This is a genomic window from Mycobacterium sp. (genome assembly GCF_052144515.1).
Classification (GTDB): Bacteria; Actinomycetota; Actinomycetes; order Mycobacteriales; family Mycobacteriaceae; genus Mycobacterium.
In genome coordinates, this window is sequence record NZ_JBKQQD010000147.1 from 75,378 (window position 1) to 102,173 (window position 26,796).

The 26,796-nt window shown below is 68.1% G+C and carries 25 protein-coding genes and 1 pseudogene; 9 read left to right on the forward strand and 17 right to left on the reverse strand.

Going from position 1 to position 26,796, the window contains the following annotated elements; all coding sequences use genetic code 11:
- Positions 1 to 15: 15 nt before the first annotated feature.
- Positions 16 to 2,094 (reverse strand): hypothetical protein, encoded by a 2,079-nt coding sequence (locus ACLP9N_RS09005; RefSeq protein ID WP_442407069.1) that lies wholly within the window; start codon positions 2,092 to 2,094, stop codon positions 16 to 18.
- Between the two features lie 359 nt (positions 2,095 to 2,453).
- Here ACLP9N_RS09005 and ACLP9N_RS09010 point away from each other — a divergent pair, with 359 nt between their 5' ends.
- Positions 2,454 to 4,016 carry a DUF7937 domain-containing protein gene (locus tag ACLP9N_RS09010; protein WP_442407117.1) on the forward strand — a complete coding sequence of 521 codons (1,563 nt, stop codon included), beginning with the start codon at positions 2,454 to 2,456 and terminating at the stop codon, positions 4,014 to 4,016.
- A gap of 7 nt (positions 4,017 to 4,023) precedes the next feature.
- Here the strand turns inward: ACLP9N_RS09010 and ACLP9N_RS09015 are convergent, their stop codons facing one another.
- Entirely contained in the window at positions 4,024 to 5,064 is a 1,041-nt protein-coding gene (locus ACLP9N_RS09015; protein ID WP_442407070.1) for an NAD-dependent epimerase/dehydratase family protein, read from the reverse strand.
- The gene (locus ACLP9N_RS09020; protein ID WP_442407071.1) at positions 5,061 to 5,837 is read right to left on the reverse strand and encodes an S-methyl-5'-thioadenosine phosphorylase; all 777 of its coding nucleotides are present in this window, start codon (positions 5,835 to 5,837) and stop codon (positions 5,061 to 5,063) included. Before ACLP9N_RS09020 ends, ACLP9N_RS09015 begins: the two co-directional genes overlap by 4 nt.
- A gap of 34 nt (positions 5,838 to 5,871) precedes the next feature.
- On the opposite strand from ACLP9N_RS09020, the gene ACLP9N_RS09025 reads away from it, so the two are divergent.
- Positions 5,872 to 6,744, forward strand: a complete 873-nt coding sequence (locus tag ACLP9N_RS09025) for a 1,4-dihydroxy-2-naphthoate polyprenyltransferase (RefSeq protein WP_442407072.1) — start codon at positions 5,872 to 5,874, stop codon at positions 6,742 to 6,744.
- Positions 6,745 to 6,833: 89 nt separating this feature from the next.
- Here ACLP9N_RS09025 and ACLP9N_RS09030 read toward each other — a convergent pair whose 3' ends face one another.
- Complete coding sequence (locus tag ACLP9N_RS09030; RefSeq protein WP_442407073.1) at positions 6,834 to 7,409, reverse strand: Clp protease N-terminal domain-containing protein; 576 nt, start codon at positions 7,407 to 7,409, stop codon at positions 6,834 to 6,836.
- Positions 7,410 to 7,412: 3 nt separating this feature from the next.
- Positions 7,413 to 7,649: a helix-turn-helix domain-containing protein gene (locus tag ACLP9N_RS09035; RefSeq protein ID WP_442407074.1), complete on the reverse strand. Its 237-nt coding sequence runs from the start codon at positions 7,647 to 7,649 to the stop codon at positions 7,413 to 7,415.
- 124 nt (positions 7,650 to 7,773) lie between these two features.
- Here ACLP9N_RS09035 and fabH point away from each other — a divergent pair, with 124 nt between their 5' ends.
- A complete protein-coding gene (fabH, locus tag ACLP9N_RS09040; RefSeq protein WP_442407075.1) occupies positions 7,774 to 8,787 on the forward strand; it encodes a beta-ketoacyl-ACP synthase III in 1,014 nt (337 codons plus the stop codon).
- Positions 8,788 to 8,789: 2 nt separating this feature from the next.
- Here the strand turns inward: fabH and ACLP9N_RS09045 are convergent, their stop codons facing one another.
- Positions 8,790 to 9,125 carry a DUF4229 domain-containing protein gene (locus ACLP9N_RS09045; protein ID WP_442407076.1) on the reverse strand — a complete coding sequence of 112 codons (336 nt, stop codon included), beginning with the start codon at positions 9,123 to 9,125 and terminating at the stop codon, positions 8,790 to 8,792.
- A 46-nt stretch (positions 9,126 to 9,171) separates the two neighbouring features.
- Between ACLP9N_RS09045 and ACLP9N_RS09050 the strand changes: the two genes are divergently transcribed.
- The gene (locus ACLP9N_RS09050) at positions 9,172 to 9,324 is read left to right on the forward strand and encodes a hypothetical protein (protein ID WP_442407077.1); all 153 of its coding nucleotides are present in this window, start codon (positions 9,172 to 9,174) and stop codon (positions 9,322 to 9,324) included.
- Positions 9,325 to 9,330: 6 nt separating this feature from the next.
- Here ACLP9N_RS09050 and ACLP9N_RS09055 read toward each other — a convergent pair whose 3' ends face one another.
- The 7 genes from ACLP9N_RS09055 to hemL form a co-directional block, all read right to left on the reverse strand.
- Positions 9,331 to 10,656: a MinD/ParA family ATP-binding protein gene (locus ACLP9N_RS09055; protein WP_442407078.1), complete on the reverse strand. Its 1,326-nt coding sequence runs from the start codon at positions 10,654 to 10,656 to the stop codon at positions 9,331 to 9,333.
- Positions 10,657 to 10,704: 48 nt separating this feature from the next.
- The gene (ccsB, locus tag ACLP9N_RS09060; RefSeq protein ID WP_442407079.1) at positions 10,705 to 11,694 is read right to left on the reverse strand and encodes a c-type cytochrome biogenesis protein CcsB; all 990 of its coding nucleotides are present in this window, start codon (positions 11,692 to 11,694) and stop codon (positions 10,705 to 10,707) included.
- Positions 11,691 to 13,295 carry a cytochrome c biogenesis protein ResB gene (locus ACLP9N_RS09065; RefSeq protein ID WP_442407118.1) on the reverse strand — a complete coding sequence of 535 codons (1,605 nt, stop codon included), beginning with the start codon at positions 13,293 to 13,295 and terminating at the stop codon, positions 11,691 to 11,693. Before ACLP9N_RS09065 ends, ccsB begins: the two co-directional genes overlap by 4 nt.
- A 101-nt stretch (positions 13,296 to 13,396) precedes the next feature.
- Complete coding sequence (locus ACLP9N_RS09070) at positions 13,397 to 14,188, reverse strand: cytochrome c biogenesis CcdA family protein (RefSeq protein WP_442407080.1); 792 nt, start codon at positions 14,186 to 14,188, stop codon at positions 13,397 to 13,399.
- Positions 14,185 to 14,790 carry a TlpA disulfide reductase family protein gene (locus tag ACLP9N_RS09075; RefSeq protein WP_442407081.1) on the reverse strand — a complete coding sequence of 202 codons (606 nt, stop codon included), beginning with the start codon at positions 14,788 to 14,790 and terminating at the stop codon, positions 14,185 to 14,187. The genes ACLP9N_RS09070 and ACLP9N_RS09075 overlap by 4 nt, the downstream gene beginning before the upstream one ends.
- Positions 14,791 to 14,792: 2 nt before the next feature.
- Positions 14,793 to 15,401, reverse strand: coding sequence for a histidine phosphatase family protein (locus ACLP9N_RS09080; protein WP_442407082.1), 609 nt, complete (start codon positions 15,399 to 15,401; stop codon positions 14,793 to 14,795).
- Complete coding sequence (gene hemL, locus ACLP9N_RS09085; RefSeq protein WP_442407083.1) at positions 15,401 to 16,723, reverse strand: glutamate-1-semialdehyde 2,1-aminomutase; 1,323 nt, start codon at positions 16,721 to 16,723, stop codon at positions 15,401 to 15,403. Before hemL ends, ACLP9N_RS09080 begins: the two co-directional genes overlap by 1 nt.
- Positions 16,724 to 17,796: 1,073 nt before the next feature.
- Here hemL and ACLP9N_RS09090 point away from each other — a divergent pair.
- Genes ACLP9N_RS09090 through ACLP9N_RS09100 form a run of 3 tightly spaced genes read left to right on the forward strand, consistent with a single transcriptional unit; the run spans position 17,797 to position 20,321 of the window.
- Positions 17,797 to 18,189, forward strand: a complete 393-nt coding sequence (locus tag ACLP9N_RS09090) for a nitroreductase family deazaflavin-dependent oxidoreductase (RefSeq protein WP_442407119.1) — start codon at positions 17,797 to 17,799, stop codon at positions 18,187 to 18,189.
- Positions 18,186 to 19,367: an enolase C-terminal domain-like protein gene (locus ACLP9N_RS09095; protein ID WP_442407084.1), complete on the forward strand. Its 1,182-nt coding sequence runs from the start codon at positions 18,186 to 18,188 to the stop codon at positions 19,365 to 19,367. Before ACLP9N_RS09090 ends, ACLP9N_RS09095 begins: the two co-directional genes overlap by 4 nt.
- Before the next feature lie 15 nt (positions 19,368 to 19,382).
- The gene (locus tag ACLP9N_RS09100; protein ID WP_442407085.1) at positions 19,383 to 20,321 is read left to right on the forward strand and encodes a ketopantoate reductase family protein; all 939 of its coding nucleotides are present in this window, start codon (positions 19,383 to 19,385) and stop codon (positions 20,319 to 20,321) included.
- Here ACLP9N_RS09100 and ACLP9N_RS09105 read toward each other — a convergent pair.
- Both ACLP9N_RS09105 and ACLP9N_RS09110 read right to left on the reverse strand, forming a co-directional pair.
- A complete protein-coding gene (locus tag ACLP9N_RS09105; protein WP_442407086.1) occupies positions 20,308 to 21,678 on the reverse strand; it encodes an amino acid permease in 1,371 nt (456 codons plus the stop codon). The two genes, ACLP9N_RS09100 and ACLP9N_RS09105, sit on opposite strands and share 14 nt — an antisense overlap.
- Before the next feature lie 132 nt (positions 21,679 to 21,810).
- Entirely contained in the window at positions 21,811 to 22,956 is a 1,146-nt protein-coding gene (locus tag ACLP9N_RS09110) for an LLM class flavin-dependent oxidoreductase (RefSeq protein ID WP_442407087.1), read from the reverse strand.
- 187 nt (positions 22,957 to 23,143) lie between these two features.
- On the opposite strand from ACLP9N_RS09110, the gene ACLP9N_RS09115 reads away from it, so the two are divergent.
- Complete coding sequence (locus ACLP9N_RS09115; RefSeq protein WP_442407088.1) at positions 23,144 to 24,040, forward strand: alpha/beta hydrolase; 897 nt, start codon at positions 23,144 to 23,146, stop codon at positions 24,038 to 24,040.
- A pseudogene (locus ACLP9N_RS09120) lies at positions 24,019 to 24,255 on the forward strand (acyltransferase family protein); the annotation flags it as partial. The gene ACLP9N_RS09115 and the pseudogene ACLP9N_RS09120, both read left to right, overlap by 22 nt.
- A gap of 206 nt (positions 24,256 to 24,461) precedes the next feature.
- On the opposite strand, the gene ACLP9N_RS09125 reads toward ACLP9N_RS09120, so the two are convergent.
- Entirely contained in the window at positions 24,462 to 25,175 is a 714-nt protein-coding gene (locus ACLP9N_RS09125) for an Rv0518 family GDSL lipase (RefSeq protein ID WP_442407120.1), read from the reverse strand.
- A 102-nt stretch (positions 25,176 to 25,277) separates the two neighbouring features.
- Positions 25,278 to 26,516, reverse strand: coding sequence for an acyltransferase family protein (locus ACLP9N_RS09130; RefSeq protein ID WP_442407089.1), 1,239 nt, complete (start codon positions 26,514 to 26,516; stop codon positions 25,278 to 25,280).
- Positions 26,517 to 26,796 lie beyond the last annotated feature (280 nt).

Below are 26,796 nucleotides of genomic sequence, written 5' to 3' on the forward strand. Positions count from 1 at the left end.
ATCCGCCACCGGCTGCTAGTGGCCGCTGTGCGGCAGCTGCGGGGTCACCGGTTGCGGGTTGGCCGGCTTCGGGGCCACGGTCTGCTGCGTCTGTACGTGCGGGGGCGCCACCGTCGTGTGCTGCGTGCTTGGCGGGGCGGCACTCGTCGGCGGTTGCGTGGAGGTGTACGGCGCCTTCGAGCTCGTCGGCGGCGCACTCGATGGCGTGCTCGGGGTCGATGGAGTCGACGGCGCACTCGACGGCGTAGACGGCGTGGACGGAGTCGACGGCGTCGACGGTGTCACCGGTGTACTCGGCGGGTACGACGGCGGCGTGCTCGGCGGGGTCGACGGGGTAATCGATGGCGGCGTGGGGTAGGTCGTCGTTGGCCCGATCGGTGGCCGGTACGGCGGATACGGTGGTCGCCAACCCGGGAACGGAACGATGATCGGGACCGGGATGGGCCCGTTCGGATTGGGCACGAGGCCGGGAATGCCGGGCGATGCGGGAACCTCACCGGGAGATATCAGCTGCGGCGGAATGTAGCCGTTGCTGTCCGGAATGATGCCGCCCTGGTATCCGGCGTTCGGCTGATCGGCCGGAGGCGCCGGTACCGGAGCCTGCTGCTGGGTCGGCAACAGCGGCATGAACTTTCCCGGGGCGGCGTTCTGGTGTCCCACCACGGGCTCTGCGGCCGCGGTGGGCCGGACCGTGATCGCCACCGCGACGGCCAGCGACGCGAACCCGATCACCGCGAATGCCACGACAGCGTTGCTGATCAGCAGGGACCGGCCGCTGAGCCGCTGTGCCGTGGTCTGCGCTTCGTCGTCGTCGTACTCGTCGCCGAATTCGCCCTCAACCGGAAGCGGTTCGCCATCATCGGCCATCGAGTACGCCAGCTGCGGCTCATCCGCCTGCGATTCCGCGATGCCAGCCGTGGGGGCCACCGTCGTCGCGTCGCCGGCAGGCCCCGCCGCGGGTGCCATCGCCGTCGCGGCGGGGCTGGCCAGGGCCGCCGCCACCGCCGGGGCGACCGCGGCACCGCTCGCGATCGCGAATTCGGGGTGGTCTAACAGCTCCACCCGCAACGGCGAGCGAGCGCGGAGCTGCTCGACCACCTCGGCGAGGTCTTCGAAGGTGCCCATCACGAACGCGGCGGCCGCCTCGAACGGCGCGGTGCGAAGGAAATCCAGCACCATGTCCGCCACCGCGGTGGCGGCGTCGACGACATTCTCCAGCGCCACGGCGGCGAGGACGGTCGCCAGCGCATCGGCCGCGCCCAGCCCCAACAACGTCGCCGCCTCCGCGGTGACCTGCAGCACGAGCGAGCCGGGTAGCGCGCCAATGCCGAGGACTCCCCGCAGCAGCGCCGTCACCGCCTCCGCCTCCGAGATCAGCGCGACGTTTCCGACTCCCGCGCCCGCCAACGCTTGGCTCAGCGCTTGTGCCTGAGCCGGATCCGGCGAGTACAGCCGGGTGGCGACCAGCCGGCGGCCCTCGCCCGCCAGTGCCTGCTGTGTGTCGACCACCGCCCGGGTCAACGTCTCGAAGGGGTTTACGGCCAGGTCAACCACGGAGTGCTTGATCGCCGCATAACCGCCGGCGGCGGGCCCGAAAAGCGCCAAACGGGCGATCGAACCCGCGACGGCTATCCCCAGGACTAGGTCCGCGGCCGCCAGCATTCGCACAGGCCCGGTCTCGGCCTCTTCCTCGTCATCGGGCTCGGGTACAGGTTCGGCTTCGGAGGCCGAGTATGCCCACTGCGATCCGACCTGCCCGGTCGATTCCGTTCCCGCGACCGCGGGGCCCATCGCCGTCGCGGCCTCCGACTCGTCCAGCACCACGACGTTGTGTACGCCGGAGTCTTCCAGCGCCTGCCGCAGCTCGCCGACTCTCTGCGGATCCGACCACGACAGCCGGGTGGCGAGCAGCCGATGGTTTTCGTCAGCCAACAACCGGTTCGTGCCGACGACGGTTTCGGTCAATGTCTGGATGGGGTTGTCCGCCAAATCGACGACGGATTGGTCGATCACATCCTGACCCAGCCCAGCCGCTCCGACGAGCGTCAGGCGCGCGATCCGATCTGCGACCGCCACCCCCAAAACGACGTCCAACGCGGCTCTCCTTCGGCCGGCCAACCCCAACTAGCACCCACCAGCAAATGTCCCGGCAATCATTACACTGCGATATGGACGGCAGTATCCATCATTTGGATCAGATTCGCCTATGAGCGCAGCGTAACCGGAACCGCAACCGGCCCCGACGGTTGCCGCGGACACCACCGCCGCGAAATTGCCTACTCCCAGCCATTGCCGCGCCGTCCGAACGGAGAATATGTTCGCAAGCGAGCAACGCACTCCGCCCAACAGGGTGTTGCCTCGCCGCACCACCTTCTTTGACATTCATTGACCACCTGGGGAGCATCGTGAGCCAAGGCAGCGACGACGCGCTTACCGGTCCTATCAGGGGGCAGATCCAGCCGGGGGCCCCGCGCGCGATCGGGGACCCACTGCGCCGGTGGAACATCGTGCGCGACGTGACCGCCGGAGTCTTGCTCGTAGTTGCGCTGTTCCTGCCGTGGAACTTGTATTTCGGCCTCGGCATCCCGGACAGCCGGACAGCGCTCTTCGCGCTCTTGGGGGTGGTGACGCTGCTGTCCCTGCTTTCCCTCGCCGTGACCCGGCTCCGCGTGCTGCTGAACATCCCCTATCAGTTATTGGTCGTCGCTTTCATCGTGTTCGACGTGGTCCAAACGATCCGATCCGGCGGCGGCGTGCACGTGCCGGGTGGTGTCGGGCCGGGGGCATGGCTGGGGGTTGCCGGCTCGCTGTTGGCCGCGCAGCCGGTGATCGCGGGCCCAAACGCGGAACCCGCCGCAGACGCTGACCGGTTCCGGTCCGCCCAGATCATCGGCTGCGCCTCGATGGTCGTCGCATCGCTGAGCACTGCCTTCCACCTGTGGTGGCGGGTGCGCTACGCGTTGCAGGGCTCGGGCGGTTTTGGCAAGCAGAACATCGCAGTCATCGCGACGGCGGTGGTGTACGGCGCGGTGGCGCTGGCCGTCGTCCTCGTCGCGTCCAGCTGGCTGCTGCGCAGCACCAAGGCTTCCCGGCTCGCAACCGTCGCGCTCGGGGCCTCGACGCTGGTCGCCGGGATCCTGGTGTGGTGCCTTCCCGTCGGCCGCGACATCGACGCATTCCACGCCATCGCGCAGAACACCTCGACGGCCGGCGTCGGATACGAGGGTTATCTGGCCTGGGCCGCGGCCGCGGCGATCTTCGCGCCACGGACGCTGTTGGGCTACCGCAACGCCGCACCGGACGCTGAGAGTCCCTGGCGGGCGGCGGCCCGAAAAGGCTTGCTGCTCATCGCCGTATGGTCTCTGGGGTCGGTGCTGATGCGGATCACCGACCTCGCCGTCGCGGTGACATTGAATTACCCGTACTCGCGCTACGACACCATTACGCTGGCCGTGTTCGACCTGGCCACCGGGGTACTTGCGATCTGGCTTCGGGTCACCCTGGCCAATGCATCGGTGTCGACGAGGCTGACCACGTCGCTGTGCGGACTGCTCTGCACGCTCGGCATTTCGCGTGTCGTGGTGGGCGTCGTGCTGGCTCCGCGGTTCCAGGAGCCCCCCAACGGCGGCGGGTGGGCCAACCCGGTCTACGGAAACGATCTCGCCCAGCAGATCACCAGCACCTTCGATGTGGCGCTGTGCGGGCTGACGCTGGGTATCCTTGCCGCCGCGATCATTTCGGGTCAGCAGACCCGCCGAAGCCGCCCAGGCCGAAGAGGTCCGAAGCGTCGCGCCGCCCACACCCGTGGCGCAAAGCGGCCCACCCCCGTCCCACCGTCGGCCGCCGCAACGACGCGTATCCCGACCCGACCCGCCGGGGAAGCGCCCACCGCCGTCCTGTCGCGGCCGCCCGGGCCGCCCCGGATCTTCCGCGGTGACGACTCCGCCACACGCCAGATCCAGATCCCACAGAAATCCAAGCCCAGGATCTACCGGCCGCCGCACGACCCGACGTAAAGTCGAATTACCGCAACGGCGCGAACGCGAATTCACGTAGGCCCGCGCGCGGATCGACGGCCGCGCGGAAACCCAGCACCTGCTCGGCGCGAGCGGGGTCGGCGACGATGTGGCGCACATCCCCGCTGCGGTATTGCCCGGTGACGACCGGCGATGGCGCGCCACCGCGCGCATCACACAGCGCGGTGGCCACCTCCAGGATCGAGATGGGCCGCCCGGAACAGACGTTGACGGCGGTGAAGCCGTCGCGCTCGACCTCTAGCGAATGTGCCGCCGCGAGGTTCGCCGCGGCCACATCGTCGACGTGCACGAAGTCACGCATCTGCCCGCCGTCCTCGAAAACCCTTGGCGGCTCGTCCTTTTCTAGGGACGAACGGAAGATCGCGGCCACCCCGGAATAGGGGGTGTCACGCGGCATCCCGGGGCCGTAGACGTTGTGGTAGCGCAATGCCACCACCGAGCCGCCGCTCGACTCCGACCACGCCAGCGCGTAATGCTCCTGCGCAGTCTTGCCGGCCGCGTACAGGCTGCGCGGCCGCAGCGGAGCGTCCTCGTCGACGAGCCGCCAGGTGACCGGCACCCCGCAGGCCGGACAGCGATGCTCGAAGACCCCGGCGTCCAGGTCGGCGCGCCGCCGCGGCAGCGGGTCGACCAGCCCGTGGTCGGGGCAGGCGTAGTTGCCCTGCCCGTACACCACCATCGACGACGCCAGCACCAGGCGGCGCACCCCGGCGGCGAACATCTGCGCCAGCAGCACCGTGGTGGCGAAATCGTTGTGGCCGCCATAGGCGGGCGCGTCCGCGGCGTCCACGCCGGCACCGACCATCGCGGCCTGGTGGCACACCAGGTCGACACCGGCCAGCAACGGAGCCAGCGCGTCGGCGTCGCGGACGTCGACCTGCCGGCATCCGTCCGGGAGCACCGGGTTGGGTCCGTGCGCGGCGGGCAGCAAGACGTCGACACCGACGACGTCGTGGCCGGCCGCCCGCAGTGCCACGCCCACCCGGGACCCGATGAAACCGGCGGCGCCGGTGAGCAACACCCTCATGGCAGCTCGAACGGCAACGTGACGCCGGTGTGCGGCAGGCAGTGCGTGCATGTGCGCTCCACGGCGACGCCACCGATCGCCTCGCGCACCAGCTTCTTGAGCAGCTCCATGTTCTTTTCGAACTGAGCGAACACGTCGACGGCTTTCACGCCCTCGCCGACCGCGACGCCGGCATCCAGATCTGTTACCAAAGCGATTGCCGCATAGCATATTTCGAGTTCACGGGCGAGCACTGCCTCCGGATACCCGGTCATGTTCACCAGGGTGAAACCGGCGGCGGCGAACCAACGGCTTTCTGCCCGGGTGGAAAATCGCGGCCCCTGGATCACCACCATGGTGCCGCCGTCGACCACACCGGGCTGGCCGGTGACGGCGGCCCGCAGCGTCGGGCAGTACGGGTCGGCGAAGTCGACGTGAATGGCGCCGGAATCGAAGTAGGTGTCGGCGCGACCACGGGTGCGGTCGACCATCTGGTCGGGCACGGCCACGGTGCCCGGACCGAGTTGTTGGGTCAGGCTGCCGACCGCGCACGGGGCGAGGATCCGCCGCACACCGAGCTTGCGCAGTGCCCACATGTTGGCGCGATAGGGCACGGTGTGCGCCGAGTACTCGTGCTGTGCGCCGTGGCGGGGCAGGAACGCGACCTCGTGCTCCCCGACGGTGCCTACGGTGATCGGGGCGCTGGGCTCGCCATACGGGGTGTCGACGTGGACGTCGCGGCTATCGGGACCGAAGAACGCATAGAAGCCGCTGCCGCCAATCACTCCGAGCATCCGCCCATTGTGGTGCATAGGGCAGGATGCCTTGGTGGCCACTTTCGCGCAGTGGATCTCCGGCGCGCGTCCGCGCACCTTGCCCAACGCGGTGGCACCGGTCATCGCGGGGACCGGCGCGGCGGCGTGGCTGCACGCCGCGGTGTGGTGGAAGGCGCTGCTGGCGCTGGCCGTCGCGCTCGCGTTGATCATCGGGGTCAACTACGCCAACGACTACTCCGACGGCATCCGCGGCACCGACGACGAACGGGCCGGCCCGCTGCGGCTGGTGGGTTCGCGGCTGGCGACCCCGCGATCGGTGCTGGCCGCGGCGATGGTCAGCCTGACCGTCGGCGCGGCGGCCGGGCTGGTGCTGGCGCTACTGACCGCGCCGTGGCTGACCGCGGTCGGCGCCGCGTGCATTGCCGGGGCCTGGCTGTACACGGGCGGGTCGAAACCCTACGGCTATGCGGGGCTGGGCGAGGTCGCGGTGTTCGTGTTCTTCGGCCTGGTCGCCGTGCTCGGCACCCAGTACACCCAGGCCCTGCGGGTGGACTGGGTGGGGCTAGTGCTGGCGGTGTCGATTGGGGCGCTGTCGTCGGCGGTGCTGGTGGCCAACAACCTGCGCGACATCCCCACCGATTCGCAGTCCGGAAAGCTCACCCTGGCGGTACGCCTGGGCGACGCCCGCACCCGGGTGCTCTACCAGGCGCTGCTGGTCACCGCCGGGGTGCTGACCCTGGCGCTGATGTTGGCGACGCCGTGGTGTGCCGTGGGCCTGGTGGCCACCCCGCTGGCCGTGCGCGCGGCGGGACCGGTGCGATCCGGCCGCGGTGGGCCTGAGTTGATCCCGGTGCTGCGCGACACCGGGCTGGCGATGCTGGTGTGGGCGATAGCGGTGGCGGCGGCTTTGGCGCTAGGGGCCTGAGAGTGCATCTACCGCTTTGACTGTGCGTTCACGGCGGAGTCCGCCCGGTGTGTCATCGCCGTGGACGCACACTCGATGCGGTTCGCTACCTAAGCCGCCTTGTCCAGCAGTGCGAGGATCGCCGCGCGCAACTGCGCGGTGTACAAGTGCCCGGTGATCAGCCCGAGGGCCTCCTTGTCGCCGCTGCGCAGAATGCCCAGCAGCAGGTGCTCGCAGCCGATCTCGTTGTCCTTGTGGGCCAAAGCTTCGCGCACCGCGTACTCGAGTGTCTTTTTGGCGGGACGCGTGAACGGGATATGCCCCCGCCGACGGCGACGCCGCCCCGACTGAGACACCGCGTCGTCGAACGCGTCGGGGCCAAAGGTGCGTGCCACGCTGTCGCGCACGGCCCGCAGGTCGATGCCGATGGCGCGCAGCGCCTCCGAGTCCTCAGCAAAATCTGGGCGCGACTCGTCGGTTTTCGGGGCAGCCTCGATCAGCCGCGCCCGCACCGCGTCGACCGTCAGCCCGTAGCCACTCAACACGGCGGACAGGTCATGCCCGGCCGTCTGCAGGATCCCCAGCAGCAGGTGCTGCGGCGCGATTTCGCGGGTGCACAGCTCGCGGGCCTCCTCCTGGGCGAGTACGACGGCTACCCGGGCCTGACGGGTGAAGCGCTCGAACATGCGTCATCTCCTCCGGTTGTACTTCTGGTGCACGGCCTGCCGGCTCACGCCGAGGGTCTCAGCGATGGCCTGCCAACTCCAGCCCTGCTCGCGCGCGTTGGCGACGTGGATCGCCTCCAGGCGCTCCTGCAGTCGCTGCAGCGCGCGCACCGCGCGCAGCCCGACCGCCGGGTCGGCGGTGCCCGCCGCGTCGGCGGCCGGCCCCAGGTCGAGGTGGGACGGGTCGGACAGCTCACTCATCGTGTCAATGTAACTTGACAGCGACCTGGCGTCAATGAAGGTTGACAAGTGCCATTGACACCTGCGGCCCAGGGCCCACACCAACGCGCATACAGTCGATGCAGCACCTCCAGATAAGGACGGCATGAGTCAGATCGCCACGACCAGTGGGCCGAAGAACGTCGGCTTGCTCAGCGTCGGGTCTTACCGGCCCGAACGGGTGGTCAGCAACGACGAGATCTGCCAGAACATCGATTCTTCCGACGAGTGGATCTACTCCCGAACCGGAATCAAGACCCGCAGATTCGCCGCTGACGACGAATCCGCCGCTTCCATGGCGATCGAGGCCGGTCGGCGCGCACTTTCCATCGCCTCACTCGCCCCGGCCGACATCGACGGCGTAATCGTCACCACCAACACGCATTTCCTGCAAACCCCGCCTGCTGCCCCGATGGTCGCGTCGGCGCTGGGCGCCGAGGGCGTTCTCGGCTTCGACATCTCGGCAGGGTGCGCGGGGTTCGGATACGCGCTCGGCGCGGCGGCCGACATGATCCGGGGCGGAGCTGCCGCCAAGATGCTGGTGATCGGCACGGAGAAACTGTCCCCCACCATCGACATGCGCGACCGCGGCAACTGCTTCATCTTCGCCGACGGCGCGGCCGCAGTGGTGGTGGGCGAGACACCCGTGCAAGGCATCGGACCGATCGTTGCGGGTAGCGACGGTGAACAGGCCAACGCCATCCGCCAGGACATCGACTGGATCACGTTCGCGCAGAACCCAAGTGGCCCACGCCCGTTCGTGCGGCTCGAAGGTCCCGCGGTGTTCCGTTGGGCGGCATTCAAAATGGGCGACGTCGGCCGGCAGGCGCTGGACGCGGCAGGCGTCGGGCCCGATCAGATCGACGTGTTCGTCCCTCACCAGGCCAACAGTCGAATCAATGAACTGCTGGCCAAGACCCTGCAGTTGCGCCCGGATGCGGTTATCGCCAACGACATCGAGCACACCGGAAACACCTCAGCGGCTTCCATTCCCTTGGCGATGGCCGAACTACTGGAAACTGGGGCGGCCAAGCCCGGCGATCTGGCCCTGCTGATCGGTTACGGCGCGGGCCTGACCTACGCCGCACAGGTGGTGCGGATGCCGCCCGGCGTCGGCTGATCTCACTCCTGGTCGGGCGTCTCGTCGGGTGTGGCCTCGCCGCGAAGCCGGGCCCGCAAGTCTTCCCGTTCCCGACGGCGCCGCTCGCCGCTTATGGCAAGCGCGGCGGTGGCCCGCCGGCGCAGCGGGGTGAACAGCCAGATGCCCAGGGGCATCGCGATGATCATGGCGAACAACACCGCCACGACGATGGGGAATTCGGTGACCCCCAGCAACCTCGCGACCCCGTAGATCGCGGCGCTGACCGCGACCACCAGCGCCAACCGGGCCGTCGCGTAGAGCACAACGTCGATGACGACCCGATTCCCAGTGCTGTTGCCGCTCGGCCCTTCTGACACGTGTCGAGCCTACGGCGCGGGTATATTCGCTCCAAGGAGGTGTTGCGTGCTCTACCTGCTCCTGGTCCTGGTGCTCGGGACGCTGATCTACGTCGGCTGGCGAGCAGCGCGGTCCCAGGCCAACCGGTCCAAGACTCGGGTGATCGGTCCTGACGACGATCCGGACTTCCTGCGGCGGCTAGGACAAGGGGACAAATAACCCGCGCTAGGAGCCCGCGGCAGGCCGCGAGTCGCTCGGGAACCCATCGGCAACCACGGCCGCGAGCTCGGTGAGCGCTTCGCGGGTGGACCGCCGCAACCGGTCCAGGCTGATCTCGGCGCCCTCCTCGAGATGAGAGTCGAAGGGCACCAACCGCACCGCGCGGCAGCGCCGCGCGAAGTGATCGACCACCTTTTGCATGTCGACATTGCCCGTCCGCGGCCGCACGGCGTTGATGACCGCGACCGAGTTGCGCACGAGGTCCTCGTGGCCGTGCGCGTCGAGCCAGTCCAGCGTCGCCGAGGCGCTGCGCGCGCCGTCGATAGATCCCGAGCTGACCACGACGAGCACATCAGCCTTGTCCAGCACCGATGACATCGCCGAGTGCAGCAGCCCGGTGCCGCAATCGGTGAGGACCAAGCCATAGAACCGCTCCAGGATCTCCATGGCGCGGGTGTAGTCGTCGGCGCTGAACGCATCCGAGATCGCCGGATCGCTTTCCGATGCCAGCACCTCCAGCCCGCTGGGTCCCCGCGAGGTGTAGCGGCGGATGTCGCTGTAGCGCTCGATGGCTTTCGCGTCATGCAGCAACTGCCGGACGCTGGCCGCCGTCTCCAGCGGCACCTTCTGATTCAGGGTGCCGCGGTCGGGGCTGGCGTCCACGGCCATCACCCGGTCGCCGCGGAGGGAGGCGAAGGTTGCTCCCAGCGTCGCGGTGATCGTGGTTTTGCCGACACCACCCTTCAGCGACACCATCGCGACCCGGTAGCAACCCCGCAGGGGCCGGTTCACCCGGGCCACCAGGTCGTGGTACCGCGCGGCCCGGGGACTTTCGCCCAGATTGATCAGCTGACCGGACATCGTGTAGAGCAACCGGCGCCAGCCGTCCGATGGCGGCGGTTTGACCTGCCGCAACAGCATGCTGGTGGACAGTTCCGGATACGGCGTGTGTGGCACCAGCTCGCGACGGTAAGAGGAGTCCACTGGCCGCACGGGCGCCTCGGCCGGGTCGCCGTGATAGCCCCCGAAGCCCGCCGGGTCGACCCGCGGGATGCCGGTGACCGGCGTGGAATCCCACGGTGGCATCCCGGCCGGAGCGGTGGGCGGCGCCGCGGCGCGGGCATCGGCCGCGGGCCGGCGCTGCTCGGTGCGGAATCCGGCGAAGGCCCGGGTCGGGGCTTCGCCGCCGGATTCTACGGGCGATCCGCCTTGCGATTGGCCTAGGTACGGCGCGGACGGCAATTGGGTGGTCTGATGGTCGACGCCGGTGCGGCTGTGCAACGTCTCGGGCGCGTCGAGGCTGGTTGGGCCGGTTGTCGGATTGTCGGACACGTGTACTCCCCCTTTTTGTAGGCACTCAGGTCGATCGCCGAAGAGCAGTCAGCCCACGCCCGCATACGAGTGCAGGCCCACGGTTACCAGGTTAACGAAGAACAAATTGAAGACCATGGCCACGAATCCCGCGACGTTGATCCATGCTGCTTTCCTGTCTCGCCATCCCGCGGTCGACCTGGCATGTAGATAAGCCGCATAGATCACCCATGCGACGAAAGACACGGTCTCCTTGGGATCCCAGCCCCAGTACCTGCCCCAGGCTTCCTCGGCCCAGATCGCACCGAAAATTACCCCAAAACCGAACACCGGAAACGCGAAGATCGTCGTCCGGTAGGCGATCCGGTCCAGGGTCTGCGCGTCGGGCAAACGCTGCACCACGCGCGCCAGACGGCTGTCAGCGTTTGCGGGATTGTCGGAGTCGCCCAGCGGCGAGGTGCGCAGCAGGAAAAGGATGCTGGAGATGCCGGCGACCAGAAACACCCCCGAACCGAGGCTGACCACCGACACGTGAATGGGCAGCCAGTAGGACTGCAGCGCCGGCATCACCGGTGCGGCGTTGGTGTAGAGCCAGCGTCCGGACACCGTGAGCAGCACGAGCACCGGCACCAGCAGGAACACCCACAGCGGGCGGTACTGCGGGCGGCGTAGCACGATCGCGCCCGCCACCAACCCGCTCAAGCAGGTCAGGTTGATGAACTCGTACATGTTGCCCCACGGCACCCGCATGGTGGCCAGGCCGCGTAGCACGACGCACGTCAGCAGCAGCCCGATGCCGAGGTAGACCACGGCCAGCCCGGCGCGCCCGACGCGTTCGTCGAACGGCCGCGCTGCGGCGTCGTCGACGACGCCGGGGGTGGCGCTGTCGGCGGCGACCGAGCCTGCCAGCACGCGCGCACGTGTGTCCGCGCGGCGGCCACCGACGTACGCCAGCTCGAAGGCCAGCAGCAGCAGCGCGACCACGAGCGCCACCACGGCCGAGGTGAACGCCCAGTCGGAATAGCGCGCCAGGCCGATGTTGACGTGCAGGGTATTCATGTGGCGTCCCTTCCGGCCCTTCCAGCCTGGGCGGCGGTGGTGGTCGGGCGGACCGGCTCGCCGAGCCCGGCCAGCAGCCTCTCGGTCAGCCGCTCGAACTCGTCGCCCCACCCGGAATTGTCGGTGCGCGCCAGGCCGCCCAGCTCGACATTCACCGTACCGGGGGCGTCCTCGCCCGCGGAGGTGAGCCGGACCCACACCCGGCGGCGGCGCACCAGCAGCGATACCAGCAGTCCGGCCATCATCGTGATGGCGAAAACCAGCACCCAGGTCTGGCCGGGGTCGTGCGACACCTGCAGGTTCACGAACGGGACGGCGCCGTCGAAGCGGACGACGGTGCCGGCCGCCGGGCCCTGGTCGAGCCGGACCTGTTCGCCGGCCCGCAGGTTGACCCGCTTTTCCTTGGTCAGCCGGCCCTGATCGATCAGCCGGGGGTCCAGCGAGAACAGCGATTGGGGCCGCCCGGTGTCCAGGCCGGTGTCACCGCGGTAGATGTCGATGGCCACCGCCGGGGCGTTCAGGGCCGGGAAGCGTGACGACAGCAGGACGCCGTCGAGCTGTGCGGTCGGCGCCAGCAGGCCCTGGATCGCGATCTCGTGTTTGCGTCGCTCGTCGGGGTTGGGATAACTCCCGGCGGGCGGGTCGATGCGGGCCACCCCCGACGACAGCAGGGTCTGCGGGTTGTCGGGTCGCCATTGCACGGTCGAGGTACGCGTCTGCCCGTCCGGGAAGATCACGGTGAACGTGGGCGCGTAGCCGTGGCCCTGCAGGTACACCCGGTCACCGCCGATTCGCAGCGGGTGGTTGACCTCCAGCCGGTAGGGCCGCCAGGTGTTCGCTGTCAGGTCGCCGCCCGATTGGTAGTCGATGTCGGCGGCGAACGAGGTGGCCTGCCCCGACGGCAGGTAGTGCGCCGCAAAGTCGTTGACCCGGACACAGATCGGATGCAACGACGTGCCGTCGACGGTGTTGCCGGCGCGGAAGGAGTCGAAGGCGGCCGGCGATGCCGAGCAGAAGCCGGGGCCGCCGTCGGCGATGACTATCACGTTGCCCTCGTAGCCGAACAGCTTGCCGACGGCCACCGCGACCAGCAGCCCCAACAGCGAGAAGTGGAAGACCAGGTTGCCGAATTCGCGCAGGTAGCCCTTCTCGGCGGAGACCTCGACCGTTACCGGGGCGCCGTCGTCGGGGTGCCTGATGGTCGAGCGCCAGCCGCGCAACCGCCCGGCGATGGTGTTGGCGGTATTTTCCAGGGCGTTGGGGTCGGCGGAGTCGGCGGAAAACCGCGAGCTGGTGTGCTTGGGCAGCCGAGCCAGGTTGCGCGGGGCGGCCACCGGCATGGCACGCAGGCTGCGGGCGTGCTCGATCATCCGCGGGGTCAGGCAGCCGACCAACGACACGAACAGCAGCACGTAGATGGCGGTGAACCAAAAGCTGGAGAACACGTCGAAGGCCTGCAGCGCATCGAGCCACGGGCCGATCACCGGGTGGGCGGTCAGGTAGTCGTTGACCTTGCCGGCGTTGAGGCTGCGCTGCGGCAGCAGCGCGCCGGGTGTCGCGCCGAGCGGGAGCAGGAACAGCAGCACCAGCGCGGTACCCATCGAGGTCAGCGAGCGCCAGGCATTGCGGGTTTTTGCGGCGAGCAGACGCAAAAGCCCCCAAACTGGCCCATTTTGGGGTGGTTTTATGTCTGCTCCCGCGGTCAAATCGGCAACCTCACGTCGGACACGAGCGCGTCGCGCAGCCACGAGATGAAGTCGTTCCAGACGCCGGTGACCAGCGCGGCACCGACCGCGATCAGCAGGGCGCCGCCGAAGATCTGAATGCCCCGGCTGTGCCGCCGCAGCCAACCCAGGCCCGACACGGCCCCCGCCGAACCGAACGCCAGCAGCACGAACGGAATCCCCAGCCCCAGGCAGTAGGCGATCGTCAACACGATCCCGCGTGCCACGTTGGCGCCGTCGGTGGCCGCGGCGACGGTGATCACCCCGCTCAGCGTCGGCCCCAGGCACGGCGTCCAGCCGAGCGCGAACACCGCGCCGAGCAGCGGCGCCCCCGCCACCGTCGTCAGCTGCCGCGGGCTGAACCGCGCCGGGTGCTGCAACGCCGGGATGAGACCGACGAACACCAGGCCCATCACGATGGTCAGCACTCCCCCGACCCGCTGCAGCAGAACCTGGTTGGTGATCAGCGTGGTCGTCATGCCCAGTACCGCCACGGTGCCGAGCACGAACACCGTGGTGAACCCTGCCACGAACAGCACCGCGGATCCGGCGACCCGCCACCGGGCGGCCGGAAGAGCCTTGACGGCCCCCGGCTGCGCCTCCCCTTCGGAGACGCCGACGCCTCCAACGATGGAAGCCAGATACGACAGGTAGCCCGGCACCAGCGGCACCACACACGGCGAGGCGAACGACACCAGACCCGCCAGCAAGCACACCGCGAGCGCCAGCAGCAGCGGTCCCGCGGCGGCAATTTGGGCGAAGCCGGTCATTTCTCTGAAGCCAACCGTTGCACCACCGGCTGCAGATCCTCGGCCAACAGTTCACGCAAGAACACCGCGGCGACCCGGTGCTGGCGATCCAGCACCAACGTGGACGGGATCACGGTGGTGGGGTACTTGCCGCCGAAAGCGATGAGCGTGCGCATGGCCGGGTCATAGATCGATGGATAGGTGACATGGTGGTCGTCGACGAAGTCCTGGGCCGCCTGGCGGTTGTTGTCGCGGACGTCGATGCCCAGGAAGGACACCCCGGAGCTGCGGGTGGCGTCATACACCCGCTGCAGTTGGGTGACCTCGGCGCGGCACGGCCCGCACCACTGCCCCCAGACGTTGATGACGACCACCCGCCCAGTAAAGGGGCCGGCGAACGGCCCGGCGGCCTCGTCCAGCGAGATTGTGCGCGCCGGATCCGCCAGGTCCGGCCCGGACAGCGGGCCCGGGCGGCCGCGACTTGCGGGCGGGTCGTAGAGGATGTCGGTCTTGCCGCCGGGCGAGACGAATTCGAACGTGCCGCCCTGGGCGACCGCGTCGCGTCCGGAACAGCCCGCCAACAGCGTCACCAACAGTGCACCGGCTATCGCCATCCTGCGCATGGTCAAGCGCCCGCCGGTTGGCAGTACTCGACATCGACGAGGCGATCGCCGTCGTAGATCAGGGTGGTCACCGAGGCGAGCCCGCATTCCCGTCGCCGCGGGTCATGCCAGAGCCGATTACCGGTCAGGTGCAGCCGCAGCGTCCACACCGGCAGTTGGTGGCTGACGCACACCACCTCGTGCCCGGCGCCCCGGGCACGTGCCTTGTCCGCCGCGGTCGCCATGCGTTCGGCGACCTGCCGGTAGGGCTCGCCCCACGACGGCCTGAGCGGGTTGCGCAGCTGCCACCAGAATCGGGGGTCCCGCCAGGCGCCGTCGCCCGGGCCGATGCGACGGCCCTCGAAGAAGTTGGCCGATTCGATCAGATCGGGATCGGTGTCCACCGGCAGGCTGTGCTTTGCGGCGATGGGTGCGGCGGTCTCCTGGGCGCGCTGCAGCGGGGAGGCGATCACCGCGACGATGTCGCGGTGAGCCAGCGCGTCGGCCACCGCTGCCGCTTGCGTCCTGCCGTTCTCGGAGAGGTGGTATCCGGGCAGCCGGCCGTAGAGGACGCCGCTCGGGTTGTGCACCTCGCCGTGCCGCACCACGTGAACGCGGGTGTGCTCGGCCATCAGGACTCCCGCTCCCGGGCGGCGGCGCGGGCCGCGGGTTGTAAGGCTTCGGCGATGCGCTCGAACGCCGTTTCGTCGAGCGCGGCCGAGACGAACCACGCCTCGTAGGGACTGCACGGCGGGTAGACGCCCGCGTCCAGCAGCGCATGAAAGAAGGGAGCATAACGGTGCGTCTGGCTGGCCCGAGCCGACGCGAAGTCGGTCACCGGCGTCTCGGAGAAGAAGACGCTGAGCATGTTGCCGGCCCGCGGAATCTGGTGCGGCACACCGGTATTCGTCAGCGCGTCGGCGAGCAGCCCGGCCAGCCGGTCGGCGTTGGCGTCCAGGGCCGCGTAGACCGCGTCGTCGGCGGCGCGCAGCGTGGCCAGCCCGGCGGCCATCGCCACCGGGTTACCCGACAGCGTCCCGGCCTGGTACACCGGCCCCAGCGGCGCCAGCCGTTCCATCACCTCGACCCGGCCGCCGAATGCGGCGGCCGGCAGCCCACCGCTCATCACCTTGCCGAAGGTGAACAGGTCGGCGGCGACCGGATCGATTCCGTACCAACCACTTCGGCTGACCCGGAAACCCGTCATGACCTCGTCGACGATCAGCAGCGCGCCGTGCTCGGCGGTGATCGCGCGCAGCGCCGCGTTGTAGCCGGCCGCCGGCGGGACGACACCCATGTTGCCGGGGCTGGCTTCGGTGATCACCGCCGCGATGTCGTCACCGAACCGGGCGAACGTCTGCCGCACGGCGTCGACGTCGTTGTAGGGCAACACAATTGTGTCGGCCGCGGCAGCGCCGGTGACCCCCGGCGAGGACGGCAGGCCCAGCGTCGCCACCCCGGAACCCGCGTCGGCGAGCAGCGCATCGACATGGCCGTGGTAGCAGCCGGAGAACTTGACGATCTTGGCGCGGCCGGTGAACCCGCGGGCCAGCCGCACGGCGCTCATGGTGGCCTCGGTGCCGGAGTTCACCATGCGTATCCGCTCGACGGGTGCCACTCGCCCGATGATCTCGGTGGCCAGCCAGCCCTCCGCCGGCGTCGGTGCCCCGAACGACAAGCCGGAAGCGGCGGCCTTGGTGACGGCCTCGACGACGGCCGGGTGCGCGTGCCCCAGGATCATCGGGCCCCACGAGCACACCAGGTCGACGTAGCGGTTGCCGTCGGCGTCGGTGAGCCAGCAGCCGTGAGCCTCGGTGATGAACCGCGGGGTGCCGCCCACCGCGGTGAAGGCCCGAACCGGGGAGTTCACCCCGCCGGGAATGACCGCACAGGCGTCCTCGAACAGCTGTGCCGAGGTACGCACCCGCGCGAGCGCCTGGTCAGTGCTACCCATGCCGACCAGTGTCCCAGCCTTCTCGACCCGTTCGACTACGGGGTGTAATAGTTCATCGGTGGTTGTGCGACGTTGATCGCCCGCAACGACGATGCGACGCGACGCTCGCACGGCTTCTGGCGAAACGCTCGGCGCAATTCTGGTTCGGAATTGCCACAATTGAGCTGTGATCCGGCAGTCGGCCGCCGCCGTCGCGCTCGCCCAGGTGAGCGCGGTCCGCGACGATCCGAGCGCGCGGCTCGTACTGATGCAACTGTTACCGGGTCCCATCCCACATGGACCGCGGCTATCTGCCCTTCCGCCAGGCCGCATCGGCGTTCATGAGATGGCAGCTGCGCAGAGGACTCCTCAACCCATCCGGTTCGCCCACCCCGGGGAGCCCATGGTGGCGAGCGATGAACGAACGCCTCCTTTACGACGGCTGCGAAGCCCGTGCCCTGGCGTTCGGTAGCACAGGGTCTCCGAGTTCTCCCACGGTCGCCGCTTGGCTGGGGTTCATCCGGCATCCCACCGCCGTGAGCTGGTACCGCGCTGACAACATGAGCGTCGTCAGCGCTTATCTCGAACACGAACACCTCGCATCCCGTGAGAGCCGCGTCGAACGCTTCTTCATCAATCTGGTGCTGATCCGGGTTCTCTACACCTACGCGCTGGTCGCCCGGCCCCGACTCGCGCTCGGCTGGCTGGCCTTCGCGGGCCGACCCCTCGGCGACCCACGAGTGGGCATGACCGGCATATTCCTGTCACTTTCCCGGGTGCTGCCCGACCGTTACCCGCTCGGCGATGACCTCGCGCCCTACCTGCGCGCTGAACACGGAATAGGGCACCTGCTCGATGTCGGAGTCATCCAACCTCGCTTGGAATCTCTGTACGACTGGTCCGCCCGCGAACTGGCCATCCCGACTCTGCGACAGCTCCTGGACGGCCAGACCCCCCTGTTACGCATGGCCGGCGCACGACGCGCAGCCGTGGCACCCGGCGCCGTCACTGCCGGCTCGGCTTGCCCGCAGGCTGATGCCCGCGACGCGCCGTGCGGGTTGATGTCGGCCCGGGCCGCGAGTTGGATGGGTTGTATGCAACTTCCTCAAGGAGTGGCTCGGTTCAACCGTCACGTCACCAATCCCATCCAGCGGATGTGGGCCGGCTGGGCCCCGACGTTCGCCATCATCGAGCACGTCGGAAGGCGCTCCGGAAAGCCCTACCGCACCCCGGTGAGTGTGTTCAGCGCCGAGGTAGACGGCAAGCCCGGTGCGGCGGTGCTGCCGACCTACGGCCCCGACCGCGACTTGCTGAAGAACCTCAAGGCGGCGGGCGGAGGGCAAATGCGCCGCTACGGCAAGACTTTCGGCATCGCCGACCCGCAGGTCATCAGCAAAGCCGAAGCGGCCACGCACGTCGTCCGCGGTCAGGGGGTTTTCGCCCGGCTGCCGTTCGAGCAGGCCGTCCTGTTCACACGGACCGGGTGACCAAGCTCACTGCGATCGTCGAGCGGCCGGTCCGATTACACGGCAGCCCGGGCGACGCCCCCGCGAATGCGATTGTCAACTTCTCCGGCCACACGGTCTCTTTGGTTGCACTGAATGCCGTACGACACGGAAAGCCCGTGTTCGGGGTCGCGTTCGACTCGATCGGCCGGTTCGCCCAGAGCGGGATACTTCGCGACCGGATGATTCCGCGTGTGCTGGCCGCTTCCCCGGACACGCTGCTGGACGACTCGGGACGGCTCGACCCGGCCGCGGTGTCGGCGTGCGCGCTCGCCGACGAAAAGCCGGGTGGCCACGGCGACCGGGCGGCCGCGGCCGCCGCCCTGGAGCTGGCGTGCTGGGACCTGAACGCCAAACTCGACGACGAACCCGCGTACGCGACCATCGCGCGGCGTTTCGGGCAGGAGCCGACCCCCACGGTTGCGGTGTATGCCGCCGGCGGCTACTACTACCCGCATAGCGGACTCGATCAGTTGCGCGACGAGATGCGCCGCTACCGCGATCTGGGCTACAACACGGTCAAGATGAAGATCGGCGGCGCGCCGCTGGGCGAAGACTTGGCACGCATCGAGGCGGTCATCGACGTCGTCGGCAACGCGGGAGGGGTCGCAGTCGACGCGAACGCCAGGTTCGACCGGTCGACCGCGACGCAGTGGGCGGCGGCGTTGGCCCGCCACGGTCTGCGCTGGTACGAAGAGCCAGGCGACCCACTGGATTTCGAGCTGAACCGCGCGGTGACGGCCTGCTATGACGGAGCGGTGGCCACCGGCGAAAACCTGTTGTCGGTGCCCGACGTGACCAATCTGGTTCGATACGGGGGCATGCGGCCGGGGCTCGACATTTTCCAGATGGACGCCGGGTTGAGTTACGGATTGACGGAATACGCACGCATGATCGAGGTGCTCGAGACCCACGGCTTCGATCGCCGATTCGCCTTCCCGCACGGCGGGCACCTGATCAACCTGCACATCGCGGCCGGCCTGGCCCTGGGCGGATGCGAGTCATATCCTTCAGTGTTCCAACCCTTCGGCGGGTATCCCGACAGCTGCGTTGTCACCGAGGGCCGGATCGCGCCGGCGGACGCACCGGGCTTCGGCCTCGAGCAGAAGGCCGGCTTAGCTGAATTGATCGCCGAGCTGACCACCGAACCGACGGCCTGACCCGGGAACATGCGGATGAGGATTGCAGTAATCGGTTGCGGTGCAATGGGTTCCATCTATGCCGCCAAACTCGCCGCCGCGGGCAACGACGTCGTGGCGATCGACTCCGACGAAGCCAGCATGGCCCAGGTCGCCCGGCACGGACTGCGGGTCACCGGCCCCGGTTCCGATTACGTGGTGCCGCTGCGGGCGAGCACCGTCGCGCCGACCGAGACGATGGACCTGGTTGTGCTCGCCGTCAAGGCCGCAGACGTGACATCCGGTGCTCAGCAAGCGCTTCCGATGCTGGGCAACAGCACGCCGGTGCTGACCATCCAGAACGGCCTCGGGTCGGCGGAGACCGTCGCCGGCATCGTCGGGGATGACCGGCTCGCGGTCGGGATCGCCAGCGGATTCGGGGCCTCGCGCGTCGCCCCTGGCCATGTGCATCACAACGCCATGCGGGCGATGCGTTTCGGGGCCTATTCGTCGCTGCCGTACGCGACGGTCGAGTCGATCGCACGCGCCTGGACCAATGCCGGACTCGACGCCGCCGCGGTCACCGACATCGCCGCCATGCAGTGGGAGAAGCTGATCTGCAACGTCGCTTACAGCGCGCCGTGCGCGTTGACTCATATGACCGTCGGCCAAGTGATGGACGACCCGGAGATGGGCTCGGTCAGCCGGGCGGCGGCGACGGAGGCGTTCGACGTCGCCCGCGCGTCGGGGATCGCGATCGCCGTCACCGACCCGGTCACGCATGTGCGGGAATTCGGCGCGCGGATACCCGACGCCAAACCGTCGGCGCTGCTCGACCACGAGGCGCGCCGGGTCAGCGAGATCGACGTCATCAACGGGGCCGTCCCGCGGCAGGGGGCGCGCGTCGGCGTCGAAGCGCCGGTGAACGCGACACTGACCGCGTTAATCAAGTCCGTCGAACGGCATTGGGGCTCAGGCGCATTCACGTCGGGGTGACATCTGGCTCGCCCCTTTCAATCCGGTTGCGGGCACGCGCGCCGAAGTAAAACCCGATCACCACGGCCCAGGACAGCAGGCTGAGCCACAGTTGGCTGCGGGCAGTGCGGTCGAACGCCATCTGCACCAGCACGGCGGTGATTCCAGCGAGCGTGAGGATCGACAGCACCGGAAAAAACCACATCTTCACCCGCAGCTTTTCGTCAGGTGTGCGGCGGCGCAACACAATCTGCGACAAAGCAATCAGCCAGTAGACGAACAAGATGATGGCGCCCGACGAGTTGAGCAGAAAGAGAAACACCGTGCGCGGCGCCACCCACGCCATGATGACGCAACCGAAACCGACCGCCGACGAAATCATGATCGCCACGTAGGGCACCCCACGCCGGCTCAGCTTCACCAGTTGCGCCGGCGCCTCGTGCCGGTCGGCGAGCACGAACAGCATCCGCGACGAGGTGTACAGGCCCGAGTTCAGACAGGACAGCACCGCGGTGAGCACCACCGCATTCATCACCTGGTCCGCGCCGGGCAGTCCCATGTGTTTGAGCGCGGCGACGTAGGGCGAGGAGCCGAGCTCCACCGAGTTCCACGGCAGGATCACGACGAGCAAGAACACCGAACCGACGAAGAAGATCGCGATGCGCGCGACCACCGATCTCGTCGCGCGCTGGACCGCTCGCTCGGGGTAGGAGCTTTCGGCGGCGGCGATGGTGACGACTTCCGCGCCCACCATCGAGAAGATCACCACCACGATGGCGGCGAAGACGGCCCCGACGCCTTTCGGGAAGAAGCCGCCGTGCGAGGTGAGGTTGGAAAAATCCGTGTGATGGCCCGGCAGCGCGCCCATCGCGAAAAGCGTGCCGACGACGAGAAAGATCACGATGGTCGCGACTTTGATTCCGGCGAACCAGAATTCGAACTCGCCGAAGGATGACACCGAGAACAAGTTGGTCGCGGTCATCAGCAGCATCAGGCACAGCGCCGATAGCCACAGCGGCATAGGGAGCCAGTAGTTGAGGACTTTCCCGCCGGCGACCGCCTCGAAGCCGACCACGATCACCCAGAAGTACCAATACAGCCAGCCGACCGAAAAGCCTGCCCAGCCGCCGAGGGCCTGCGCCGCGTAATCAGCGAACGAGCCGGTGGACGGGTTGGCGGTGGCCATCTCGCCCAGCATCCGCATCACGAGGATGATGAGCAGACCGCACAGCGAGTAGGTCAGGAACGCAGCAGGCCCGGTGTCTTTGATCACCACCCCGGACCCGACGAACAGTCCGGCGCCGATCACCCCGCCGATGGCGATCATGCTGAGCTGCCGCTGCGACAGACCTTGCCGCAGTTGCGGAGTGCCGGCCATGGCTAACCACAGCACATCGGCTCGCCGGGCACCAACCGAGTCTGCAGTGACGACGCCGAGCCTGCGCACAGGGCGCGAGAGCCGCGCCGAAATCACGCCCTCAGCGCAGGCTCGGCGACCGGGCCGCCAAAGCTAGTGCGCCGACGAGACCGCGAACGGCGTCGCCGCGGCCGGTTGCGACGTGCGGTTCGGATGCGTCCAGAGGCCCTTGCGCTCGAGCAGCGGCAGCACGCCCTCGCCGAACCAGTAGGCCTCCTCCAGGTGCGGGTATCCCGACAGGATGAAGTGGTCGATGCCCAGCGCGGCGTATTCGGCCAGTCGTTCGGCGACTTCGGCGTGCGAGCCGACCAGGGCGGTGCCGGCACCACCGCGCACCAGGCCCACCCCGGCCCACAGATTGGGCGCCACCAGAAGCTTCTCGGTGCTCCCGCCGTGCAACCGCAGCATGCGGCGCTGCCCCTCCGATTCGCTGCGCGCCAGGCTGGATTGCACCCGCTCGACGTCCGCCGGGTCGACGGCCGCCAACAGCCGGTCGGCTTCGGCCCACGCTTGTTCTGAGGTGTCGCGGCTGATCACGTGGATCCGCAGACCGTACTGCAGCTGCCGACCGTTCTCGGCGGCCAGGCCGCGTATCCAGTCCAGTTTCTCGCCGACGGCGGTCACCGGCTCACCCCAGGTCAGGTAGACGTCGGAGTACTTGGCCGCCACCGGTCCGGCGGGTCCCGACGATCCGCCGAAGAACACCGCCGGCACCGGGTCCGGCGGGTTGTTCAGCGCGGCACCCTCAACCCGAATGTGGTCACCTGTGAAGGTCACCGGCTCACGAGAAGTCCACAGTTCCCGCACGACATGTAAGAACTCGGCGGTGCGCGCGTAGCGGGACTGTTTGTCCAGGTAATCCCCGTAGGCCTGCTGCTCATGCGGCTCACCGCCGGTGACGACATTGAGCAGCAGCCGTCCGCGCGAGTGCCGCTGGAAGGTTCCGGCCATCTGCGCGGCCAGGGTCGGACTGATCAGCCCGGGACGAAAGGCGACCAAGAATTTCAGTGTCTCGGTGCCCTCGATCAACATTGCCGTCGTCAACCAGGCGTCCTCACACCACAACCCGGTGGGGGTGAGCACCGCCTCGAAACCGTTGTCTTCGGCGGCCGCGCAAATCTGGTGCAAATAGCGCAAACTCGCAGGACGGTCGCCCTGCATCGAAGTGCCGTGCCCGCCGGCCAACAGGTTTCGCGAATCCCCATACGTCGGCAGAAACCAGTGAAATGCCAGGCTCATTCGCTCTCCTTCCGCGCCTCAGGGTAGGCGCGATATTGACGCGATACTGGATAGTCAATCCTCCGGGAGGCCGGCCCGTCACGCGAGGGTTCAATCCGGCGAGATTGGATCCCGACTGTCACGGCGCAGTTACGGTACTTTCCGGCCCGGCGTGGCTGTGGCGGTAAACGCGGTGCGTGGCGGCATTATGTCGCTCGTGCCTCACCTGAAACGCCGTGTGGTATTGCGCATGGGCGCCGGTGCCAGCGCGGCTGCCGCCGGCGTCTGGGCGCTCAGCGCCCTGCTGGATCCGCTCGAACCGCAAGCGGCGCCGCCGCAGGCTCCCACGCCGTTGGAGCCGCCGCAGGCTCCCGCGCCGTTCGAGCCCCCGACCGCGGACAGCACCCTGCCGACCAAGCTCACCGGCTCGTTCATCTCAGCGGCCCGCGGCGGCATCAAGACCAACTGGGTGATCGCCATGCCGCCGGGCCAGACCGGAATGCTGCGGCCGGTGATCGCACTGCACGGCATGGACGGCGACGCCACCCAGATGCTGGAAATGGGTGTCGAAGACGGCTTGGCCAAACTCGTTAAAGACGGCAGGCCGCCATTCGCCGTGGTAGGCGTCGACGGCGGCAACACCTATTGGCACCGAAGGGCTTCGGGCGGGGACTCCGGTGCGATGGTGCTCGAAGAGCTGCTGCCGATGCTGAGCTCGATGGGCATGGACACCTCCCGGGTGGGCTTCATGGGGTGGTCGATGGGCGGATACGGCTCGCTGCTGCTGGGCGCCCGGCTGGGACCGTCGCGAGTCGCCGGGATCTGCGCGATCAGCCCGGCGTTGTACACCTCGTTCACCGGCAGCGCGCCCGGGGCTTTCGACAGTTACGACGACTATGTGCAAAACAGCGTGCTGGGTCTGCCTGCGCTGAACTCGATTCCCCTGCGCGTGGACTGCGGCACCTTTGACCGCTTCTATTTCGCCACCCGCCAGTTCGTCGGCCAGCTGAAAAAGCCTCCGGCGGGCAGCTTCTCGCTTGGCGGGCACGACACGGTCTACTGGCGCACACAGCTACCCGGCGAGCTGGCCTGGATGGCGTCCTAGCCGGTGCCGCCAACACCTGCGCGCCGGCACGGCCGGTCGCGGTCAACGGCGACGGCGTCGCCGCCGAGCAGACGGTTCTGCACCTCGACCGTTGCCCGGTGATCGTCGGCGGCTCCCTGGTGTTTCGGGACGACAACCACGTGACAACCGAGTACGCGCAACTGCTGGCACCCGTGCTCGGCGCGCTGGCCGATCGCACCGTGTCGGACGACTGAACTCGGGTGAACTTATCGCCGAAGCAGCACGTCATACCAAATAAGTTCTTTGGGAGGTTTTCGGATGACGCCGCTACTGATGGTCTGCCTTTCGGTGGCCACGCCCCTCGCCGCTATTGGGTTGCTGACTTTGCAAGCGCGCCTTGAGCGCTGGGACTACGAACGGCACGCAGAGGACTGAACGCCTGGTGCGGAAGACACTTTGATCATCTGGATAGTTGCATGCGAATCAGCGGTGCGATCGTGTCCGCCAGATACTCATGCCCCGCGTCGTTGGGGTGCACGCCGTCCACGCCGATCAGATCGGGCCTGTCGACGAACCACCGGTCCCCGATCGGATCGACGAACGCTGCTCCCACGGCCCGGGCCTGAGCGTTGATCACGTCGCGAATCTGTAGTACGGATGCGGGTACATCGGCGGTCGGCCACGGCGGTCCGATCACCAGGAACCTCGCGGTCGGCGCAAAGCGGCGCGCCAAAAGGAAGGCTTCGCGGGCCTTTTCGGCGAGCAGCCCGGGATCGGCGCCCTGGTCGTTGCGGGAGCCGAAGAACACCACCAGCGCATCGTCGGGCTTGACCGCCCTGGCAGTCAGATCCTCGAAGATGCTGCCGTGGTCGCCTGGCGCGGCATAGCCCGCTTTGCCCTCGGCTGCCACATCGGCTCCGATCTGCGTGCCTCGCTGAGCGAGCGTCTGCCAGGCGCGAGCGGTCCATGCGTTCGGGCCCTGGCCGCCTTCGTCGGTGCCGGTGGTATAGGAGTCGCCGATCACTGCGACGTGTTTCAGCAAGAAGTCCTGGGTCAGCAGGTCATATGCCCGCACCCGTTCCGACTGGGCCGGGTTGCCCAGGATTGCCGGGGTTTCCGGGACCAGGCCGACCAGAAGACCCAGACTCACGATCACCATGCCAAGACGACTCACTAATACCCCCACCACAAAACGAATCATCGTGTGCCCCAACTAGATCAACACGATTATACGAGGAAACTGGCGCAAACTCCCGGCAGCTACCCCGGCCATGAGTCACACCGCGCGCGCCGAAACCCCTTCCAGCCCACCGTCGATCTGACGAAGCTTTGCGCCTGCCGACTCGTCGAACTCGGCATTCGTGGTCGCGGGCCTGATGTCAACCATCCTGCGCATCCAACGACGGGCGGGCTCTTCGACGAAGTGATACATCAGGCTCGAGAAAGCCACGGCGATCGCGAGCAGGCCGAAGATGTTCCACTTCCATGGCGAGTCGGAGTGCCACGGCGTGAGCTGGAACTGCACCACGGCCCATGTCCAGCCGGTGTGCACCAGCTCGTGCACCATGTACAGGCAGAACGAGATCTGGCCGCCGTAAACCAGCACCCGGGTCGACAGCAGCCTCGGCAGGCTGCCCACACCGACCGCCAGCGCCATCACCAACGGAACGAACAGCACGTCGACCACCCCGCCGCTGTCCAGGACGCCGTGGATCGGAAACGTGTCGAGCAGGTAGAGGCTGCCCACCATGGCGACGATGATGAGCAGCGAAACGTATCCGACCACGCGGCGGGCGCGATCGCTGAGCTCCAGCCTGCGCACGGCGGCGCAGGCCAGGGCACCCGCGGTGAACTGAGTGACGATGCGCGGCAGCCAGCTCCACGGCGTGTAGAAGAAGCCGCTGGTCAGCAGCAGCACCATCGGCGGCAGCTGCGCCACGAAGGCCAGCACCATCAGGGTGCGCGCCCGCGTGGCGAGCTTCATCCGGAAAATCACCAGGACGAGCGCGCCGAACAGCAGGTAGGCCAGCCATTCCGCGCTGATCGACCAGGCCGGCCCGTCCCAGCTGGTCCCGTCGAAGAACGGCTCAAACCACAGTTGCACCAACAGAACCTGGCGCACGTAGCTGATCGCGGTGAGCTTGGCCACGTCGGGCGACGGCACGTGACCGACGTGGAGGGTGAAAATTATCCACACGACCGCCAAGTGCAGCGTGACCAGGTAAACCGGCCACACCCTGGCCAGGCGCAGCCACAGGAAGTGAGCCGTCTCGCGCCTCGACCACGACCGGCCCATGCGTTCAAGGTAGTTCCAGGTCAGCACGAATCCGCTGAGGATGAAGAACAGGTCGACACCCTGCGCGCCGCAGTTGAGCACCGGCGAGAGGTTTTCGCGGAAATCGGGCGACACATCGCTCACCATGGGCCGGAAGTGAAACAGCACCACCCATACCGCGGCGACGATGCGCAGTCCCGTCAGGGCCTTGATCTCGCCCCTGATCTCTGCGCCGCGCACGATGCTCTTTCCGTCCGGACCCTGCTGTTTCGTTCGCCTTCTAGCTCGGCTGACCGGGCGGCTGATCCCTGCCACAGGCCATGTCACAAGCCCCCCGACTAGCAACCGACAGCCATCGCAGCCTAACAGCGCGATCGCCTCAATGGCGTGAGGGTCACGTGCGGGGACGTGGCGTGGCTGCGCCGCCGAAGCCCCGGTCGGCGCTCATCGAGGTTGCCCCGACCCCCGCAAGCCCCCGGAAAGCCGGTTCTTTAGCAAAGAGTTAGACGCGACTTCCAGT

What these genes read in the sequence shown, in the direction of transcription:
- ACLP9N_RS09015 (WP_442407070.1), bottom strand. Translation starts at nt 5,064, where the DNA reads ATGAGGGTGTTGCTCACCGGCGCCGCCGGTTTCATCGGGTCCCGGGTG.
- ACLP9N_RS09020 (WP_442407071.1), bottom strand. Translation starts at nt 5,837, where the DNA reads ATGCTCGGAGTGATTGGCGGCAGCGGCTTCTATGCGTTCTTCGGTCCC.
- ACLP9N_RS09030 (WP_442407073.1), bottom strand. Translation starts at nt 7,409, where the DNA reads ATGTTCGAGCGCTTCACCCGTCAGGCCCGGGTAGCCGTCGTACTCGCC.
- ACLP9N_RS09035 (WP_442407074.1), bottom strand. Translation starts at nt 7,649, where the DNA reads ATGAGTGAGCTGTCCGACCCGTCCCACCTCGACCTGGGGCCGGCCGCC.
- fabH (WP_442407075.1), top strand. Translation starts at nt 7,774, where the DNA reads ATGAGTCAGATCGCCACGACCAGTGGGCCGAAGAACGTCGGCTTGCTC.
- ccsB (WP_442407079.1), bottom strand. Translation starts at nt 11,694, where the DNA reads ATGAATACCCTGCACGTCAACATCGGCCTGGCGCGCTATTCCGACTGG.
- ACLP9N_RS09065 (WP_442407118.1), bottom strand. Translation starts at nt 13,295, where the DNA reads ATGGGTACCGCGCTGGTGCTGCTGTTCCTGCTCCCGCTCGGCGCGACA.
- ACLP9N_RS09070 (WP_442407080.1), bottom strand. Translation starts at nt 14,188, where the DNA reads ATGACCGGCTTCGCCCAAATTGCCGCCGCGGGACCGCTGCTGCTGGCG.
- ACLP9N_RS09075 (WP_442407081.1), bottom strand. Translation starts at nt 14,790, where the DNA reads ATGCGCAGGATGGCGATAGCCGGTGCACTGTTGGTGACGCTGTTGGCG.
- ACLP9N_RS09080 (WP_442407082.1), bottom strand. Translation starts at nt 15,401, where the DNA reads ATGGCCGAGCACACCCGCGTTCACGTGGTGCGGCACGGCGAGGTGCAC.
- hemL (WP_442407083.1), bottom strand. Translation starts at nt 16,723, where the DNA reads ATGGGTAGCACTGACCAGGCGCTCGCGCGGGTGCGTACCTCGGCACAG.
- ACLP9N_RS09090 (WP_442407119.1), top strand. Translation starts at nt 17,797, where the DNA reads ATGCAACTTCCTCAAGGAGTGGCTCGGTTCAACCGTCACGTCACCAAT.
- ACLP9N_RS09100 (WP_442407085.1), top strand. Translation starts at nt 19,383, where the DNA reads ATGAGGATTGCAGTAATCGGTTGCGGTGCAATGGGTTCCATCTATGCC.
- ACLP9N_RS09105 (WP_442407086.1), bottom strand. Translation starts at nt 21,678, where the DNA reads ATGGCCGGCACTCCGCAACTGCGGCAAGGTCTGTCGCAGCGGCAGCTC.
- ACLP9N_RS09110 (WP_442407087.1), bottom strand. Translation starts at nt 22,956, where the DNA reads ATGAGCCTGGCATTTCACTGGTTTCTGCCGACGTATGGGGATTCGCGA.
- ACLP9N_RS09115 (WP_442407088.1), top strand. Translation starts at nt 23,144, where the DNA reads ATGTCGCTCGTGCCTCACCTGAAACGCCGTGTGGTATTGCGCATGGGC.